This window comes from Parvibaculum sp. (genome assembly GCF_039680535.1).
GTDB lineage: Bacteria > Pseudomonadota > Alphaproteobacteria > Parvibaculales > Parvibaculaceae > Parvibaculum.
In genome coordinates, this window is the sequence record NZ_JBDKSS010000009.1 from 1 (window position 1) to 17947 (window position 17947).

Here is a 17947-nt window from a genome sequence, read left to right on the forward strand (position 1 = left end):
CGCCGCCACCGTGTGAACGGGCGGGCATATCCCCGGGCGCGCGGCGACCTTGGCGTCGGCCCCCCCTGCGTCAATTTTGACATGCTATCTTTTCAGATAGAGATTGACCTTCGGTCCGCGGCTCCCAAAACTCAATAGCCATAAGGCCGGAAGGGCCAAGACCCCGGCCGCAACAGGCCGCGAACCAGAAAAGAAAGAATGCAGTCAATGACAGGGACAGAAACTCTCACGAAGCCCGCCCCCCAGACCGCCGGGGGCAAGGTCGAACATTTCGATACTTTGATCGTCGGCGCAGGCATTTCCGGCGTCGGTGCCGCCTATCACCTCCAGGAGCAGTGCCCCGGGACGAGCTTTGTCGTGCTTGAGACGCTCGAAAGCTTCGGCGGCACGTGGCTCATGCACAAATATCCGGGCATCCGCTCGGATAGCGACCTCTTCACCTTCGGCTATCGCTTCAAGCCCTGGACGGGGGCTCCGATCGCCTCAGCGCAGGAAATCCTGACTTATATGGGCGAGGTGATCGACGAGAACGATCTCGCCCGCCACATCCGCTACAAGCACAAGATTTCCTCGGCCCGCTGGTCCTCCAAGGACAATCTCTGGACCATCGAGGCGACGCGCACCGATACCGGCGAAGTCTTCCACTTCACGGCGAATTTCCTCTGGATGTGCCAGGGCTACTACCGGCACTCCGAAGGCTATACGCCGGAATGGCCGGGAATGGACAAGTTCAAGGGCAAGATCATCCATCCCCAGACCTGGCCCGAGGATCTGGACTACAAGGGCAAGAATGTCATCGTCATCGGCTCCGGCGCGACGGCAGCGACGCTCGTGCCGGCCATCGCGGGCGAAACCAAGCATGTCACGCTGCTGCAGCGTTCGCCGACCTACTTCATCCCCGGCCGCAACGAAAACGAGCTTACCGAGCAGCTGCGCGCGCTGAAGATCGACGAGGCGTGGATTCACGAGATTACCCGCCGCAAGGTTCTCGCCGATCAGGCCGAGTTCACGCGCCGCTCCTTCGAGGAGCCGGATGTCGTCAAGCAGGAACTGCTTGCCGGTGTTGCGATGTTCCTTCCGCAGGAAGTCGTGGACGAGCATTTCACGCCGAAATATCGCCCTTGGCGCCAGCGCATTGCCTTCGTGCCCGATGGCGACATCTTCCAGGCCGCAGCCGCCGGCCAGGCGTCGGTCGTCACCGATGAGATCGAGACCTTCACGGAAAAGGGCATTCTGCTCAAGTCCGGCAAGGAGCTTGAGGCCGACATCATCATCACGGCCACCGGTTTCAATCTCAGCGTGCTCGGCGACATCAAGTTCGAGCTGGACGGCAAGCCGCTCAACTTCGCCGATACCGTGACCTATCGCGGCATGATGTTCACCGGCATTCCGAACATGGTCTGGGTCTTCGGCTATTTCCGGGCGAGCTGGACGCTGCGCGTCGATCTGCTCGGCGATTTCGTCTGCCGCCTTCTCAACCACATGAAGGAGAAGGGCGCGAAGCGCGTCACCGTGAAGCTGCGTCCCGAAGACAAGGACATGAAGCTCATGCCCTGGATCGATCCGGAGAACTTCAATCCGGGCTATCTGATGCGCGGCATGCATCTCCTCCCCAAGCGCGGCGACAAGCCCGAGTGGCAGCACACGCAGGACTACTGGGTCGAGAAGGAAGAGCTTCCGGAGATCAATCTCGACGCCGCTGAGTTCGTCTACGAATAAGAGGGGTGGTCTTGCGTCAGGGTGTCCGGCTCAGCCGGCCCCTTGACGCAGGGCTCCCTTGGGTTCCGACTGTCATTTGAAGACTGCGCCGCGGTGAAAGCCGCGGCGCTTTTTTTGTCCTATTGGGTTGCCCGGTGTATGAAGTCACCCGCATGGGGCCTGGGGCCCCGCGAAAGTGAATACAAGGCGAACACATGCCCGGCGACGAGAACCAGTACATCCTGACCATTTCCTGCCCCGACGCGGTGGGCATTGTTGCGGCGGTCGCGGGTCTGCTCGCGGCGGAAAATCTCTTCATCACGGAGTCGTCCCACTTCGGCGACCCGGACACGAAGCGCTTTTTCATGCGCACGGCCTTTCACCCCGTCGAGACGGGTGCATTCGGGCAGGCGCGTTTTGCCGAGCAGTTCGGTCCCGTGGCGGAACGCTTCGGCATGGAATGGCGCCTGCATCATGTCGGCGTGCGGCCGTCGTTTCTGCTGATGGTCTCCAAGGCCGATCACTGCCTCAACGATCTTCTCTATCGCTATCGGACGGATGCGCTGCCCATCCACATTCCGGCGATCATCTCGAACCATCTCGATCTGGCACCGCTCGCGCAGCAGCATCGCATTCCCTTCTTCCACATTCCCGTGACCAAGGCGACCAAGCCCGATGCCGAGCGCCGCATGCTGGAACTGGTGGAAGAGACGAAAGCCGAGTTCGTGGTGCTCGCGCGATACATGCAGGTTCTTTCCGATGAGACGTGCCGCGCGCTCGCGGGCCGCGCCGTCAACATCCATCATTCCTTCCTGCCAAGCTTCAAGGGCGCGAAGCCCTATCACCAGGCACATGAGCGCGGCGTGAAGCTCATCGGCGCCACGGCGCATTTCGTGACCAGCGATCTCGACGAAGGTCCGATCATCGAGCAGCGCGTCGAGCGCGTGAGCCACACGACAAGTGTCGAGCAGATGATCGCGGCGGGCCGCGACGTGGAGGCGTTGGTTCTGGCGCGTGCGGTTGCGGCGCTTGCGGGACGGCGCGTCTTCCTCAATGGCAAGCGTACGGTGGTCTTCGCAGACTGATCCGGCGTCAGAAGCCCTTGCCCTTGTTCACCGACCATTTGACGCTGCCATCGCCGCCTGTGAACTCGCCTGAACTTCCGGCGACGGGCGGTTCTGTGATCGGGTCGGTGCAGCTTTCCTTGGCGGCCTTCGGCATCTTGGTACAGATGCTCTTGCCCTTCACGCGCCACCATCCCTTGGCCTGTTTGCCATCAGGCGTGCGAACGATGATGTGCTTGCGGTTGGGGTAGTAGATTCTGGTGGTGCCGGCGGGGCCTGTGAGTTCGACCGTATTGCCCACGAGCCCTGAGCCCACATCGGCCTGCGCCGCCGTGGGCACGAGGAGCAGTGCGGCCGCGAGCGCGGCAAGGCAAGTCGGGGAAGTGGTCGGCATCGGCGCGTCCGTTGATTCTGCTGCGGCAATCTAGCCCGCGCAGCGGAACATGACGAGCCTTCAGCGCCTGCCTGTTGCCCTGCGTTCCTTAAATCGCCGAAACTATTTGCCGATGCTTGGCGGCTTCAGCAGGAAGAGCACGATCCAGATCGGGATGACGACAAGCGCCCCGAGAATGAAATGCGGCAGCGCCCAGTCGAAGCCTTCCCTGAGCATCGCAATGATATGCTCCGGCGTGAAGCCGACATCGGCAAGGACCTGATTGGCGCTGATGTCGAACTCATTCAGGACGGCTCCGATCAGAACCGCCACGAGGATGAACTTTATGAGCGTCGACAAGGCGTTGTAGATCATGCTGTGTCGCCCCGATCGGCGAATCTCCATTTGGGACAGTTTAGACCGGTGCGGGCGCGGAACAAGCCTGGGGAGGGGTTTTATGGCCAAGGACCAGGGCGAGAAGGGGGACGAAGGCGCCCTTGAAGCGCATTTCTGGAGCGCGGAGCGCATCGCGGCATTGCCCGAGCGGCCGCATGTGCATCAGTTCAATGCCAACGCCGTCCGCCACACCCGCTCGCTGGGCGATCTTGCGGGACTTACCGAGATGGGGCTGCACCTCGTCCGGGTGGAGCCGGGGCGTGACTCCACCGAACATCACTTCCACGGGCAGGACGAGGAGTTTCTCTTTGTCTTGTCGGGCCGCGGCGAGGCGACGATCGGCGAAACGACCGTCACGGTGGGGCCGGGCGATTTCCTCGGCTTTCCCAAGGGATCGCCCGCCCATTCCATGCATGTACCCGCTGAGGCGGAGGAGCCCCTCGTCTATCTGATGGGCGGGACGCGCCCGCCCATCGACGTCTGCACCTATCCGCGAGCCGGTCTGCGGATGTATCGGATCGACGGCGCGAAGGAATATGTCTCCCTCTCCGATCTGAGGAAGGTCTAGCCGCCGAAGAGCTTCTTCAGCTGGTCGGCAGGTTTGGGCTGCTCCTGGGTGGGGCTGCCAGTACCGGTCGGACCGGTGCCGGTAGTATCCGTGCCGGTCGCTCCCGTTCCCGTCGTTGTGCCCGTTGTGCCGGTCGTGCCTGTGCCGCTGGGCGTTTCGGTCTTCGCGCCGCCGCCCAGGAGGCCCTTCAGCATTTCCTTGCCGCCGCCACCCTTGAGATTCTTTATCTGGTCGATGGTGGCATTGGGGTTCTTGAGCATGGCTTCGAGATCAGGCCGGAACTTCGGCGCGGACCAGGGGCCCTCGATGATGAGGGGGATTTCGAGGCCCTTTGCATCCGCCGAGCCGCCCTGGCCCTCCAGAGTCGCCGCGAGCTTCGGGTTGATGTGATAGCTGAGAGAGCGATTGGGTAGATCGGCGGTGCCGTTGCCGCTGAGGCGTACGAGCGGGCTCAGCATCTTCAGGTCGTTATTCGTCAGGATGCCCTTGTCGATGGTGAATGTGCCGCCGAGTTCGGAGAAGTCAGTGTCCTGCGAGCCGCCGCTGTTCCAGCCGGTCAAGGCGCCCTGACCGACATTGCGGATGAGCTGGGCTACATTCACGCCCTTGATCGCGCCGTTGGTGAACTTGACCTCGCCCTTGCCGCCGAGATTGCCGACCATCTGGCGCTGGCTCTGGCCGACGGTCTGGACCGCGAAGTTCAAGGCCGTCTTGCCATCGAGCCGCTTGAAGTCCGCCGCATCGGTCAGAAGCGGCGCAGCGGAAACGCCCGCGATCGAGAAGGACGCGGCTGCCTGCGGCACACGCTGCGAACCGTCGAGCGTCAGCTTGCCGCTGCCTGCGCCCTCGTAGAGCGCGAGCTTGGTCAGATCGACATTCATCACGCCATTGTTGAGCCGCAGCGCCAACGCGCTTTCGCCGATCTTGATCTGCTTGATGAGAAGTTCATGCGTGCTGAAGGTGAAGTCGGCATCCGCCGCGCGCAGACCCGACAGGTCGATCGGATCGTTGCTCCAGCCGGCATCGCCGCCGCCATTCCCGCCGCCGCCGGATGCTGCGCCGTCGGACGCGAGATAGGTGTTGGCGTCGATCCGGTCGACGGCGAGCCTTCCCTTGACGAAGGGCCGCTTGCCGCTTGCATTGACCGCGAGCGAGCCGGTGGCATTCATGCCGTCGAAGCCGATCTTCGCATCGCTGAAGTTGTAGATACCGTCGCCGCCCGAAGCCTTGCCCTCGATGGAGAGCGGCCCGAAGCCGTTGCCTGCGGGGAGCGCGTTACCGAGCCATGCGGCGAGGTTGCGAACGGAGGCCACGTCGAGCGTCACATTGCCCGCGAACTTCAGCCCTTCGAAGGGACGGATTGCGCCGTTGAAGGTCGAGTTGATCTTCGACGATTTGAGCGCAAGCTCCACCGGCGTTTCGCCGCCCTCGGTCAATGCGCGCGGGCGGTTCGCCTTGAGCTTGAGCGAGAGCGCTTCGTTATTCCAGACGAGGGAGCCATTGGCAGTGAAGGGGTCGTCGAGGCTCGGCAGGGCGAGATCGAGATTCACTTTTTCAAAGGCGAGCGAGGCCCCCGTCTTCTGGTTGCGATAGGTGGCGGTACCGTTCTCGATCGAGACGTCACCGAGGCTCAGCTGGCGCAGAGCAGGCGCGCCGGTGCCCTGTGGGGCGGTCGTCGGCGTGGTCCGGGCGGGCGTCGAGCCTGCACTCGCGAATTGCCAGTTCGGTGTGCCGTCCGCCTTCACCTCGAGATGGATCACGGGATCGACGAGCGCGAAGCTGTCGATCTGCACATCGCCCTTGAAGAGCGGAATGACCTTGAGAGCCGCGCGCATTTCGCGCATCGACGCCATGTCGCGGTCCTTGGCCCATGGCGCGTTCGAGATGCTGACATTCTCGACCTTCACCGCGAGACGGGGAAAGAAGGAGAAACCGACATTGCCGCCGATGGAGAGATCCCGGCCGGTCTGTGCCTTCACCAGCGACACGATGCGCTGCTTGTAGACATCGGCGGGAACCAGCATCGGCACCGCCACGATGACGGCAGCGAGCAGCACTACGATCCCGACGATGATGGCGATTAGGCGCGACATGACTTCCTCCCCGTCATTGGCTCTGATTCGTTTTCGATTATGGGGCCGCCCGCGGGCAGAAATGTGACCGCAGGCGGCAGGTCCGCCGTCTGGAGCCGCGAAAATTGGTGGATAAGTCACGCATATGGATTGCGGCTGTCGAAGGATTCGGCCTTTCGGAGGCGACGACGCTGCCTCTCGTCCGGCTCGGGCGGCTTGGCGGCGGTGTGCGCCAGATGGAACTTGCGGCTGCGCCGGGCATTGAAGGGCCGGCGCCGGTGACGCAACTCGAACGTCCCGGTTCTCCTGACGGCGCAGTCCTAGGAGGCGGCCTCTTCGGCAAGAAGAGTTTGCCCACGCAGACCGGCGTGAGGTACCGGGCGTCCCTCGATCCAGGCGCGGATCATCGCGTTTACGGCCTCCGGCGCTTCCTGCTGAACCCAGTGTGAAACCTGCGGCAGGTAGCGGATCGTGAAATCCTTCACGAGCTTTTCCGTGCCATAGGTCAGCTCCCTGCCCAAGGCGGCATCTTCCTCGCCCCAGATCATCAGGGTCGGCGTTTCGAGCTGCGGCGGGTTGGTGAGCGCGTCCGTGCCGCTCCGGTTGCGGAAGGCGGCGCGATAGTAATTGATCATCGCCGTCATCGCGCCGGGGATGAGCGCCGTCTTGCGATACTGCTCGAGAACGCTGTCGGGGAAGCGGCTCTTGTCCACAGCCATGCCGCGAAACGCCTGCGCCACAGCCTCGGCGCGGTTTGCGGTGAAGACCTTTTCCGGCAGCCATGGCAGCTGGAAGAAAAAGACGTACCAGGAGCGTTTGATCTGCGCCCAGGTCTTCAGGCCCTTCATGAAGAGGGCGGGGTGGGGCAGGTTCATGACGATGAAGCGTTCGAGCGGACGCGCACCCGAGAGGGCGAAGGCCCAGCCGATGGCACCGCCCCAGTCATGAGCTATGAGCGTCGTGGGGCCGGTAATTCCGCGCGCGCGGGCTGCATCGATCAGCGCCGCGACATCCGCCGTCAAGTGCTCCATGCGATATGCGTCGACGCCCCTGGGGCGTGTCGTGTTGCCATATCCGCGCAGATTGGGCGCCCAGGCGGTGTAGCCGAGTTCCGCAAGAAGCGGCAGCTGGTGACGCCAGGAAAACTTGTTTTCCGGGAAGCCGTGGAGGAACAGGGCAAGTTTCTGGCCGTTGCCGCATGTGTCGACCTCGAAGGCGAGACCATTCGCCTCGATGAAGGCGGTTTCGATCGGATAGGTGGCCATGTTCTCTCCCGGCATTCACGTCGTTGATTCCGGGCTCACTATACGCGATTTGAGGAAACACCAATCGCAACACAGCCTCAGAAATGACGATAGACGATCAGTGTAAAGAGGCTCATGCCGATCACCTGCGCGAGCATGGCGATGCCGATGATGGGGTGGACCCATTCCTGCCCGTAGAAATAGAGGGGCATGGCGATGGTCATGCCGACGATGCCGAAGGTCGTGATGGCGAGGTGCCAGATGGCCAGCCTGCTTTCGCTCATGGCGGGCACGGCGCGATAGGTCAGCGCGAAGAGCATCGTGGATGCCCAGCCAAGCAGATTGATGTGAGCATGGGCGGGCCTCAGCGTGAAATCATCGGCCACACCCATATAAATGCCCATTCCCATGCCGATCAGGGCATAAAGAACCGCAAAGCGCACGAAGGCGCGAGCGATGGAAATGCGGCGCGTGGCCGTCCGGGGCAGGAAGGTCTCCGAATAGTCCATGGTGGCAGTCGTCATGTCCGTTCTCCTTGTTCGGCCGGCCGGGGCGCAAGCCGTCATCCGCAGACCCAGAGGGTCCGCGTCGTTTCGTGCTTGTCCCGCGCCATTTCGGGCGGTATGGTCAGAATGACTGTCTAAATAGGCAGACAAACTGTCTATGTCAAGGGTATGTGATGAACAAAGTAGACGTGCCGGTTCGCAGGCTCACCTTCGGCACCCTCTTTCGGGAGCCATACTCCCATTATCTCGGCTGGCTCTATGCGAGGCTCCAGGAGCGCGGCTTTCCCGACATCCGCGTTGCACATAGCGCCGTTGTGCGCACGATCGACGCGGAGCGGGGCTCGCGCGTCACCACGCTGGCGGAGCGGGCCGGCATGACGAAGCAGAGCATGGCCTATCTGGTCGATTCCCTCGTCGAACTGGACTATCTCGAAATCGTGTCCGATCCCGAGGACAAGCGGGCCAAGCTCGCGCGGCTCACCCGGCGGGGGCGCAAATTGATGGCGACCGCCGGAACCTTGGGCGCGGAATATGAAGGCCTGCTCGCGGAGCGCATCGGGGAAGATGAAATGGCCGAATTGCGCCACTTGCTCACCCGCGTCGTCGAGGCGTTGCCAGGCTGGACGCCGGGCGAGTGATCTGAGGTCGAGCGCCACCAGGAACTTCAAACCCAAGGCTTGCCTTCGCAATCCTGCCGAATTAAGTTCCCGGCCACTGCGGGAGGGGTCGTCGAGGCGGCCCCATGCTCCCGCCGCCGGTGCAGGCGTAGCTCAGCTGGTTAGAGCGCTAGATTGTGGATCTAGAGGTCCCCCGTTCGATCCGGGGCGCCTGTACCATTTCCCCTCACATCGTCTTCGGTCCCGTTCGGCGCAGCCATGGCTTGCCGGGCTCATTGCGGCTTGCGCCGGCAAGCCGCGCACATCAGGATCGCGCGACAAGAAACCGTAAGGAGGAAAAAATGGGGTTGATCGTTTATGGCGCGCCGCTGTCGCCTTTCGTGCGCAAGGTGCGGGTTGTGCTCTCTGAAAAGGGGCTCGACTACAAGCTCGATCCGGTGACGCCTTTTCCCGCGCCGGACTGGTTCGTCGAGATTTCGCCGCTCGGCCGCATTCCGGTGCTCCGCGATGAGGATGTAGGCCCTGACGCAACGCTGCCTGACAGTTCGGTCATCTGCGCCTATCTTGAGCGCAAGAAGCCCGAGCCGGCTCTCTTTCCGAAGGACAACTACGCTTACGGGCGCGCGCTCTGGTTCGAGGAATATGCGGATTCCGAACTCGCCGCGAATATCGGTATGGGTGTCTTCCGTCCCGTCGTACTGGCGAAGTTGATGGGCCAGCCTTCCGATCGCGCGGCCGCCGAAAAGACCATTGCCGACAAACTACCCAAATATTTCAGCTATCTCGACAAGGAGATCGGCGCGAAGGAGTTTCTGGTCGGCGGCGCATTCTCGATTGCCGATATTTCGGTGGCGACGCATTTCGTCAACTTCGCCCATGCCGGCTACACGCCGGATGAGAAAAGGTGGCCCAATCTCGCGCGTTTCCTGAAGGCGATTCACGCGCGGCCGAGCTTCGCGGCCTGCATCGCCGAAGAAAGCGCCTTTGTCGCAAAGCTCGGACTTTGAGGCAATTCGACCGGGACGCGGTGGGACCAGCTTCCGCCGCGCCCCGCTATCTCTTTCCTTCAAAATCCGTTTCAAACCGGCTATTGGAATACCCAAGCGACACACCAAAATCACAAGCGCATTGGGAGGTTTACGATGGCCGACAAGCCTTGGCCCGCCATGAGCATTGCGGACGCGAATCGTCTGCTCACCGCTCCGGGCACGCCCTTCGAGATGGAAACCGTGACGATTCGCGGGATTCCGACACGGGTCTACAAGAACACGCCGCCGCATCTCCGTTTCATTTTCGAGGCTGGCCGAGCCTATGGCGCTCGCGACTTCATCGTCTATGAGGGTGAGCGCCTCTCCTTCGAGAACCATTATCGTGCGGCCACCGCCTTCGCCCGCGTGCTCGCGAACAAATATGGCGTGAAGAAGGGCGACCGCGTGACCATCGCGATGCGCAACTTCCCCGAATGGTCGATCTCCTTCTGGGCCATCGCGGCGCTGGGCGCCATCGTCGTTCCGGTCAATGCCTGGGGCACGGGCCCCGAGCTTGAATATTGCATCGCCGATTCCGGCTCGAAGGTCGTCGTTCTCGATCATGAGCGCGTCGACCGCCTGCGCCCGCATTTCAGGAATCTCGCGCTTGATGGCGTCGTCGCCGTGCGCACGCCGAAGGACGAACTCGGCATTGCCGAGGCGTTCGAGGATCTCGTTGGCAAGCCGTCAGACTATGCGAACCTTTCGGCCGATCCGCTGCCCGATCCCGGCATTGTGCCTGAAGATGATGCGACGATCTTCTATACGTCCGGCACGACGGGTAAGCCCAAGGGCGCGCTCGGCACCCAGCGCAACATCATGACGAACCTCGTCAGCATGGCCTATGCGCCCGCGCGCGCCTGTCTGCGCCGCGGCGAGATTCCGCAGCCGCCGGATCCGAACGGACCGCAGCGTTCCATGCTGCTGTCCGTGCCGCTCTTCCACGCCACGGGCTGCCACTCGATCCTGGTGCCCATGTATGCAGGCGGCGGCAAGCTCGTCATCATGCACAAGTGGCAGCCGGAACGGGCGCTGGAACTCATCGAGCAGGAAAAGCTCCAATCCTTCGGCGGCGTGCCCGCGATGGTGTGGCAGGTGCTCGAAAGCCCGGACTTCTACAAGTACGACACGTCGAGCGTCGAATCGATCGGCTATGGCGGGGCGCCCTCCGCTCCCGATCTCGTCGAGCGCATTCGCAAGCAGTTTCCGAAGGTCCAGCCAGGCAATGGCTACGGCCTCACCGAAACCTCTTCGGTCACGACCCAGAACACCGCCGAGGACTATGTGAACCGGCCTGAAAGCGCCGGCCCTGCGGTTCCTGTCGTCGATCTCAAGGTCGTCGACGAGAACGGCAAGGAGGTGCCTGCCGGCATGATCGGCGAGCTCTGGATCAAGGGGCCGAACGTCGTGAAGGGTTACTGGAACAAGCCCGAAGCGACGGCGGATTCCTTCACCGATGGCTGGCTCCATTCGGGCGATCTCGTTCGCATCGATGAGGAAGGCTTCGTCTTCATTCTCGACCGCGCCAAGGACATGCTCATTCGCGGCGGCGAAAACATCTATTGCGTCGAGGTGGAGGGCGCTCTCTACGCCCATCCCGCCGTGATGGATGCCGCCGTGGTCGGCATTCCGCACAAGGTGCTGGGCGAGGAAGTTGGCGCCATCGTGCAGGTTGCGCCCGGCAAGAGCGTCACCGAGGAAGAGCTCAAGGCCCATGTCGGCAAGTTGCTCGCCGCGTTCAAGGTGCCGATCCGCATCGAGATCCGTCATGAGCCGCTGCCGCGCAACGCCAACGGCAAGATCCTCAAGACGGAACTGCGCGAGGACATGAAGAAGTATATCGGCCAGGGCGCGGCCTGACGATCAGGGCCCGCGCGCCTTTCGGGGAAGGCGCGCGGGTTTTCGAAAATAAAAACAGGGAGGAATAAATGGAAATCTCGCTGAAGGGCCGCGTCGCCCTCGTCACTGGCGGTTCGCGCGGCATTGGCCGCGCCATCGCACTCGCACTCGCGGAAGCGGGCGCCGACATTGCGCTCAACTATCGCCGCGACGAAGAAGCGGCCGCTGAAACGGTTGCCGCAATTCAGAAACTTGGCTGCAAGGCGAAAGCCTATTCCGCCTCGGTCGAGAATTTCGAGGAAGACCAGAAGATGGTCGCCGATGTTCTGAAGGATTTCGGTTCCATCGGCATCCTCGTCAACAATGCGGGCATCGCCTCGCGTGGTCAGGCGGTCGTCGATACCGATCCGCTGGAACTGGAGCGCGTGTTGCGCGTCCACGCCATGGCGCCGCATTTCATGTCGAAGCTCGTCATCCCGCATATGCGCAAGGAGAAGCGCGGCGACATCATCATCATCTCGTCGGTGGCGACGCTGCATCACGCAGCGAATGGCGGGCCCTACAACATGGGCAAGGCGGCGGGAGAAGCGCTGGCGCTGACGCTGGCGAAAGAAGAACGCAAATACGGCATCCGCACCAACATCGTCGCGCCGGGCCTGACCGACACCGACATGGGCAGCCGCCTCGCCGCTGCCCGCGCCGGCAAGAAGGGCATGGATATTCACGAACTCGACGCGACCATGCCCTTCGGGCATGTCTGCTCGCCGGAGGAAGTCGCGGCGGCGGTCGTCTATTTCGTGTCGGACGCCAACCCTTACGCCAACGGACAGAAGCTCAACATCGACGGCGGTGGGAACTGACGCCCGGCAGGAATGCCAAATAAAAAAGGCCGGCATTTCTGCCGGCCTTTTTCTTTGTTTCCGTGCCGCTTATTCGGCGGGCGACAGGGCCGCGCCGGTGGGTTCGTTCTTCGAGCGCTTGAAGATCGCGGGCAGGACGTTGATGAACGAGAGCAGCACCGCCGCCGCATAGGGGACCGACTGCACAAGCAGCACGCAGATCCACAGGCGCGACAGGCTGTCTGAGAAGTCCTGATTGAAGAAGAAGGCGATGGTGAGGCCCCAGAGGAGTGTCAGCATCACGGCTTCTTCGCGGACCTGAATGATGGCTGCCGCGAGCGGCGGCTTGTCCTCGCATTTCGGCGTACGGAAGAAGGGCTTGCCTGAAGTCACCATGCCATTGAGCATGGCCTTCGCCACCGTATGCGTCAGGCCGAGAGCCGCGACGCCCGCGCCGAGGCTTTCGATGAAGGTGCAATCCTTCACGCGCACGGCATAGAGCCAGAGCGAGCGCACGAATTTGAAGATGAAGCTGCCAATGGTCGGGATGAGGAATGCCGCCACGGGAAGCTGCACCATCTTCGGGGCGTAGAGCGCGAAGAGCGAGAGGCCGATGCTGGTCATGGTGAAGAGCAGCGCGAGCCCATCCGCGAACCAGGGGAGCCAGCCTGCGAGGAAGTAATAGCGCTGGGCGGGCGTGAGGCCCCCCTTGCGCGACCAGGGCGCGAGCGCGTCCCAGTGGTGCTTCACGATCTGCACTGCGCCATAGGCCCAGCGGAACCGCTGGCCGATATAGCCGGCAAGCGTGTCCGGCGTCAGACCCTTGCCGAAGGAGTGGTTGATATAGACGCTGTCATAGCCCGCCCGGTAGAGCTTCATGCCGAGTTCTGCATCCTCGCAGATGCACCACTCGGCCCAGGCGCCGACCTTCTGGAGCGCGGATTTGCGCACGAGCGTCATGGTGCCGTGCTGGATGACGGCGTTGAAGTAATTGCGCTGGACCATGCCGATATGGAAGAAGCCGGCATATTCCCAGTTGCACATGTTCTTGAACACGCTCTCATGGCCGTCGCGATAATCCTGCGGCGACTGCACGAAGCCCACATCCTGCTTCTCGAAATAGGGGACCATGGTGCGGAGCCAGTCGGGCGAGACCTGATAGTCGCTGTCGATCACGGCGACGATGTCGGCGTCTTCCGCCGTCATCTTGAGGCCGAAATTCAGCGCGCCCGCCTTGAAGCCCGGCCAGTTTTCCAGATGGAAGAAGCGGAAGCGCGGCCCGAGTTGTGCGCAGTAGTCGCGCACCGGCTGCCACACTTCGGGATCGACGGTGTTGTTGTCGAGGATCAGCACTTCGAAGTTCGGATAGTCGAGCTTCGAAAGCGCCGTTAGCGTGTCGCGCACCATCTCCGGCGGTTCATTGTGGATAGGCACATGGATCGACACCTTGTTCGTCGGATAGGCGTGGGTGTGATCGAAGGGGGCGAAATGGCGTTCGCCATGCCGCGTCCAGATCACCTCGACGAACTCGATCGCTTCCGCGAGGAGAACGATGAGCAGCAATCCCTGGGCGAGGAAGAGGAAGCCCCAGATGATCGTGTCGACCGAGGTGAGATAGAGACCCGTCACGGACAGGCCCGCCCAGGCGAGAGCCGAGGCCGCCACCTGCGTCATGATCGTGAAGATGATGATGCCCGCCGTCTGCACGTTCCTCCGGCGCAGCATGAACATGACCGCCATCACGAAGGCCAGGCCCGCCGCGAGCGAGGCCCAGAGCCGCCATTGCGGCGCTTCGATGATGCCGCCGGCCATGGGGAATTTCGGCTGGCGTTCGGCATTGTAGATGCCCCAATAGCTGCCCGCCGCGCCTTCTTCGGCCGCTTTCCATGGCTGGTCGAAGGCTTCCATCACATAATATGTGAGGTCGGCTTCCCTGGCGCGGTTCAGGAACTCGCGCATGAAGGTCGCCTGATTGACGAGAGACGGCACGGCCTCGCTCGAAAGCTCGGCTTCCGAAATGCCGGGATAGGCCTTGCGCGGAATGATCTTGCCGCGGCTCGGCCAGCCGACTTCCGTGATGACGATGGGCTTGTCGGGATAGGCCTTGTGCAACTCGTCGAGACGGTCGAACACAGCATCGACGGCCTGATCGACGGGAATGCCTTCCCAGTAGGGGAGGATCTGCACGCCGATATAATCGACCGCTTTCACCAGTTCGGGATATTTGATCCAGATATGCGTCGGCTCGGCGGTCGAGATCGGCTTCCAGACTTTCGTCTTCACATAGCGGATCTTGTCGATGAGCTCGCTGACGGGGAGATCGTTGCGCAGCAGCGCTTCGTTGCCGACCAGTACGCGCACGACGTTGCGCTTCGGCGCGACGGCGATGAGGTTCGCGACTTCCTCGTCATTGCGCTTCGGGTCGGTTCCGATCCATGCGCCGACCGCCACGGAGAGCCCGTGCTTGGCGGCGAGGTCGGGAATGTTCTCCTGCCCGCGGATGACGCTGTAGGTACGGATCGCCTGCACAGTGCCTGAGAGGAGCGTCAGGTCGCTGTCGATCTGTTCCTGGGTGGGGTGGATGTTCTTGGTCGGGTCCTGGCCCAGCTGATAGGGGCTGTAGGAGAAGCCGACGATTTCGCCGGTCCAGGCCTCGGCCTCGTGCGGCTGGTTGAAGGCCGCCCATATCGCGAGGTTGGCGGCGATGACCACGGGAAGAACGAAGACGAAGAAGGCCGCGACGCGAGCGAGCGAATTCCTGCTCGAGGGACGGGGGGCGGGGTTGTCCATTTAAGGTCCCGTAAAAAGAGCCGTCTGGGGGATGATCGCTAAATTGTCCGGCGCGCCGACGGCCCAGCTCCGTCAGCCTCGTCCGGGGTATTGCCTGCAGCGCGAATACGCATACCGCATTTCAGGGTTTTGCCGAGAGTAGAATTAACGATGGCGCGATGAACTGGCGATGAACGCAGGACGGAAGGGAGATGCTCCCGATCCCGCGTTCTCACCGCTTCGGCGTGTTTCGCCATTTCGCCCATGCTCCGACCCCTTCAGGCCAGGCCGCCCGGCTTGCCGGGGGTCACTCGGCGGCGGGAACCCGCGCTGCCGCCGGACGCGCCTGCGCGCCGCGCACCAGGCGCCCCTTCAGAGCGCCTGTCGGCTGGCCGTTCCGGAAGGCGACCGTGCCCGAGACGATGCTGGCCGTATAGCCGTCCGCATGCTGGATCAGCCGCTTTCCGCCCGCCGGCAGGTCGTTGACGATATGGGGCGAATAGAGCTTGAGCCTGTCGAAATCGATCACATTCACGTCGGCCTTCATGCCCGGCGCCAGAATGCCGCGGTCCTTCAGGCCCACAAGCTCGGCATTGCGGCCCGTGAGGCCATGGACGATCCATTCGAGCGGAAGCTTGCGGCCCCGCGAGCGGTCGCGGCCCCAATGGGTCAGCAGCGTCGACGGGAAGCTCGCGTCGCAGATGATGCCGCAATGCGCGCCGCCATCCGACAGGCCGAAAGCCGTGTTCGGGTGGGTGAGCATGGTTTCGACGTCCGAGAGGCTGCCGCTGTAATAGTTCATCAGCGGGAAATAGATGAGCGCCTTGCCGCCCTGTTCCAGCATGAGGTCGAGGACGATCTCGCGCGGGTTCTTGCCCGAGCGTTCGGCGCGCGCCTTCACGCTTTCCTCAGGCGCCGGTTCGTAGTTCGGCACTTCGCCCAGCGCGAACATCTTGTGATAGGCGGTGCAGATCATCTCGATGATCTCGCCCGCCGGATATTCCGGCTCCTCGGCCAGCAGTTTCGCGCGGAACTCGGGATCGTTGAGCGCCTTCACCTGCGTTTCGAGTGGCGCGCCCCAGATCTGGCGGAAGGTCTGGTGCATCACAAAGGGATTGAGCGAGGCGGTGAGGCCGAGCAGGAGGCCCGTGGCGCGCGGCGGCACCTGACCCCTGATCGTAAGGCCCGCCTCATTGGCGGCGGCGATATTGTCCAGCACGCGCTTCCAGACGGTTGGCCAGCGGTCGTCCTGTTCGATGGTGATCGACATGGGGCGGCCGGAAATCTCGACCATGCCACGCAGCATGGCGAATTCGGCGTCCGTGTCCTTGAAGTCGGCGATGAGCTGGAGGACGCCTTTGCCCGCCTTGCCCATGGCCCGCGCGATGCCGTGCAGTTCTTCGGCTTCGGCCTTCAGCGTCGGCGTCGAGGCGCCGTGCTTGTCGCGATGCTTCAGCGTGCGCGACGTCGAGAAGCCGAGCGCGCCCGCGTCGAGCGCTTCCACGACGAGCCGCGCCATCTCTTCCGTCTCTTCCGCCGTTGCCGGCTCCAGCGCCGGGGCACGGTCGCCCATGACATAGGCGCGCACCGCTGCATGGGGCACCTGAAGCCCCACATCGAGCGCGAGAGGCGAAGCCTCCACCGCATTCATGTATTCGGGGAAGCTCTCCCAGTTCCACTTGATGCCTTCGGCAAGGGCGGTGCCGGGAATGTCCTCGACGCCTTCCATGAGGCCGAGGAGCCATTCGCGCTGTTCAGGCTTGCAGGGCGCAAAGCCTACGCCGCAATTGCCGAGAACGGCGGTGGTGACGCCGTGAAAGGTGGAGGGCTGGAGATAGGGGTCCCAGGTGACCTGCCCATCGTAATGCGTATGCACGTCGATGAAACCGGGGGTGACGATCTGGCCGCGCGCGTCGATCTCTTCGCGGCCCTGTCCTTCGACCTTGCCGACCGCGACGATGGTCTGGCCGTCGATGGCGATATCGGCTTCGAAGGGCTTTCCTCCGGTGCCGTCGAAAACGGTGCCTCCCCGGATCACGAGATCATGCATGGCTTCCTCCCAAATGCTCTTTAATAGGCTTTGGAAGGGAGCTTAGCGGATTTCGCGGGGCCGGGGAGACATCCCGGCTCAGGAGTTTAATTTTTTTGCTGCTGGCCCCGCTGCCGGATCGCTTCGCGCCGCGCTTCGATTTCGCCGGCATCGACGGCCTTGTTTCGCTCGCTGGTGAAGCGGCGCTCGGTCTTGAGGCTCTCGCCGAATGTCTGGGCAAAGCCCTCGTCGATGAGCTCCTTATAGGTGACGAGGCAATCCGGGATGAGGGAGAGCATGTCGTCGGCGAGCTTGCGGCAGGTGGGGATGAGCTCGTCCGGCTCGACGACGCGGTTCACCATGCCCCATTCATAGGCCTGCGCGGCGGAGAGGAAGTTGCCGGTGAGCGAGAGTTCCTTGGCGCGGTAGATGCCGAGGACCCGAGAAAGCTTCTGGCTGAGGCCCCAGCCCGGCAGGATGCCGACGCGGCCATGGGTATCGGCGAAGCGGGCATTGGTTGAGCAGATGAGCACGTCGCAGGCCAGCGCCAGCTCGAAGCCGCCGGTGATGGCGACGCCGTTGATGGCGCCGATCACGGGGCCGGAGAACTGGCCGATCGAGGTCACGGGGTCCTTGTCGTTCACGGCGCTGCCAACGGTGCTTGCGCCCGAGCCCAGTTCCTTGAGGTCGAGACCCGCCGTGAAGGCCTTGCCGGCACCGGTCAGGATCACCGCGCGGACCTCGGGGTCGGCTTCCAGCGCCTCGAAGGTTTCGGCGATGGCGGCGCGGAGTTCGCGAGAAAGCGCGTTCATCGCGTTCGGGCGGTTCAGGGTGACGAGGGCAACCCCGCCGGACTTTTCAACGAGGATGACGGGTTCGGTGCTGGCGCCGGACATATTATTCTC

General features: G+C 62.9%; 15 protein-coding genes and 1 tRNA gene. 8 read left to right on the forward strand and 8 right to left on the reverse strand.

Annotated features, from left to right (window positions below; all coding sequences use genetic code 11):
- Positions 1–207 precede the first annotated feature (207 nt).
- Together ABFC66_RS05285 and purU are read left to right on the forward strand one after the other, a co-directional pair.
- Positions 208–1719, forward strand: coding sequence for an NAD(P)/FAD-dependent oxidoreductase (locus tag ABFC66_RS05285; protein ID WP_346739928.1), 1512 nt, complete (start codon positions 208–210; stop codon positions 1717–1719).
- A 194-nt stretch (positions 1720–1913) separates the two neighbouring features.
- The gene (gene purU, locus ABFC66_RS05290) at positions 1914–2783 is read left to right on the forward strand and encodes a formyltetrahydrofolate deformylase (RefSeq protein WP_346739929.1); all 870 of its coding nucleotides are present in this window, start codon (positions 1914–1916) and stop codon (positions 2781–2783) included.
- Between the two features lie 7 nt (positions 2784–2790).
- Here the strand turns inward: purU and ABFC66_RS05295 are convergent, their stop codons facing one another.
- Both ABFC66_RS05295 and ABFC66_RS05300 read right to left on the reverse strand, forming a co-directional pair.
- The gene (locus ABFC66_RS05295; protein ID WP_346739930.1) at positions 2791–3156 is read right to left on the reverse strand and encodes a hypothetical protein; all 366 of its coding nucleotides are present in this window, start codon (positions 3154–3156) and stop codon (positions 2791–2793) included.
- Between the two features lie 102 nt (positions 3157–3258).
- The gene (locus tag ABFC66_RS05300; protein ID WP_346739931.1) at positions 3259–3510 is read right to left on the reverse strand and encodes a DUF6460 domain-containing protein; all 252 of its coding nucleotides are present in this window, start codon (positions 3508–3510) and stop codon (positions 3259–3261) included.
- A gap of 82 nt (positions 3511–3592) precedes the next feature.
- On the opposite strand from ABFC66_RS05300, the gene ABFC66_RS05305 reads away from it, so the two are divergent.
- Positions 3593–4099: a cupin domain-containing protein gene (locus ABFC66_RS05305; protein ID WP_346739932.1), complete on the forward strand. Its 507-nt coding sequence runs from the start codon at positions 3593–3595 to the stop codon at positions 4097–4099.
- Here ABFC66_RS05305 and ABFC66_RS05310 read toward each other — a convergent pair.
- From ABFC66_RS05310 to ABFC66_RS05320, 3 genes are all read right to left on the reverse strand, one after another.
- Positions 4096–6192, reverse strand: a complete 2097-nt coding sequence (locus ABFC66_RS05310) for an AsmA family protein (RefSeq protein WP_346739933.1) — start codon at positions 6190–6192, stop codon at positions 4096–4098. The genes ABFC66_RS05305 and ABFC66_RS05310 overlap by 4 nt on opposite strands.
- Positions 6193–6491: 299 nt before the next feature.
- The gene (locus ABFC66_RS05315) at positions 6492–7436 is read right to left on the reverse strand and encodes an alpha/beta fold hydrolase (protein WP_346739934.1); all 945 of its coding nucleotides are present in this window, start codon (positions 7434–7436) and stop codon (positions 6492–6494) included.
- 77 nt (positions 7437–7513) lie between these two features.
- On the reverse strand, positions 7514–7939 hold the full coding sequence (locus ABFC66_RS05320; protein ID WP_346739935.1) for a hypothetical protein: 426 nt from the start codon (positions 7937–7939) through the stop codon (positions 7514–7516).
- A 155-nt stretch (positions 7940–8094) separates the two neighbouring features.
- On the opposite strand from ABFC66_RS05320, the gene ABFC66_RS05325 reads away from it, so the two are divergent.
- The 5 genes from ABFC66_RS05325 (at position 8095) to ABFC66_RS05345 (ending at position 12265) form a co-directional block, all read left to right on the forward strand.
- On the forward strand, positions 8095–8559 hold the full coding sequence (locus ABFC66_RS05325) for a MarR family winged helix-turn-helix transcriptional regulator (protein WP_346739936.1): 465 nt from the start codon (positions 8095–8097) through the stop codon (positions 8557–8559).
- Between the two features lie 121 nt (positions 8560–8680).
- Positions 8681–8757, forward strand: a tRNA-His gene (locus ABFC66_RS05330).
- Positions 8758–8879: 122 nt separating this feature from the next.
- Positions 8880–9545 carry a glutathione S-transferase family protein gene (locus tag ABFC66_RS05335; protein ID WP_346739937.1) on the forward strand — a complete coding sequence of 222 codons (666 nt, stop codon included), beginning with the start codon at positions 8880–8882 and terminating at the stop codon, positions 9543–9545.
- Between the two features lie 135 nt (positions 9546–9680).
- Entirely contained in the window at positions 9681–11426 is a 1746-nt protein-coding gene (locus ABFC66_RS05340; protein ID WP_346739938.1) for a class I adenylate-forming enzyme family protein, read from the forward strand.
- Between the two features lie 68 nt (positions 11427–11494).
- A complete protein-coding gene (locus ABFC66_RS05345; RefSeq protein ID WP_346739939.1) occupies positions 11495–12265 on the forward strand; it encodes an SDR family oxidoreductase in 771 nt (256 codons plus the stop codon).
- 69 nt (positions 12266–12334) lie between these two features.
- Here ABFC66_RS05345 and ABFC66_RS05350 read toward each other — a convergent pair whose 3' ends face one another.
- The 3 genes from ABFC66_RS05350 to ABFC66_RS05360 all read right to left on the reverse strand — a co-directional run bounded on the left by ABFC66_RS05350 (position 12335) and on the right by ABFC66_RS05360 (position 17938).
- Complete coding sequence (locus tag ABFC66_RS05350) at positions 12335–15034, reverse strand: glycosyltransferase (protein ID WP_346739940.1); 2700 nt, start codon at positions 15032–15034, stop codon at positions 12335–12337.
- 286 nt (positions 15035–15320) lie between these two features.
- A complete protein-coding gene (locus tag ABFC66_RS05355; RefSeq protein ID WP_346739941.1) occupies positions 15321–17063 on the reverse strand; it encodes an amidohydrolase family protein in 1743 nt (580 codons plus the stop codon).
- An 86-nt stretch (positions 17064–17149) separates the two neighbouring features.
- Positions 17150–17938: an enoyl-CoA hydratase gene (locus tag ABFC66_RS05360; RefSeq protein WP_346739942.1), complete on the reverse strand. Its 789-nt coding sequence runs from the start codon at positions 17936–17938 to the stop codon at positions 17150–17152.
- Positions 17939–17947 lie beyond the last annotated feature (9 nt).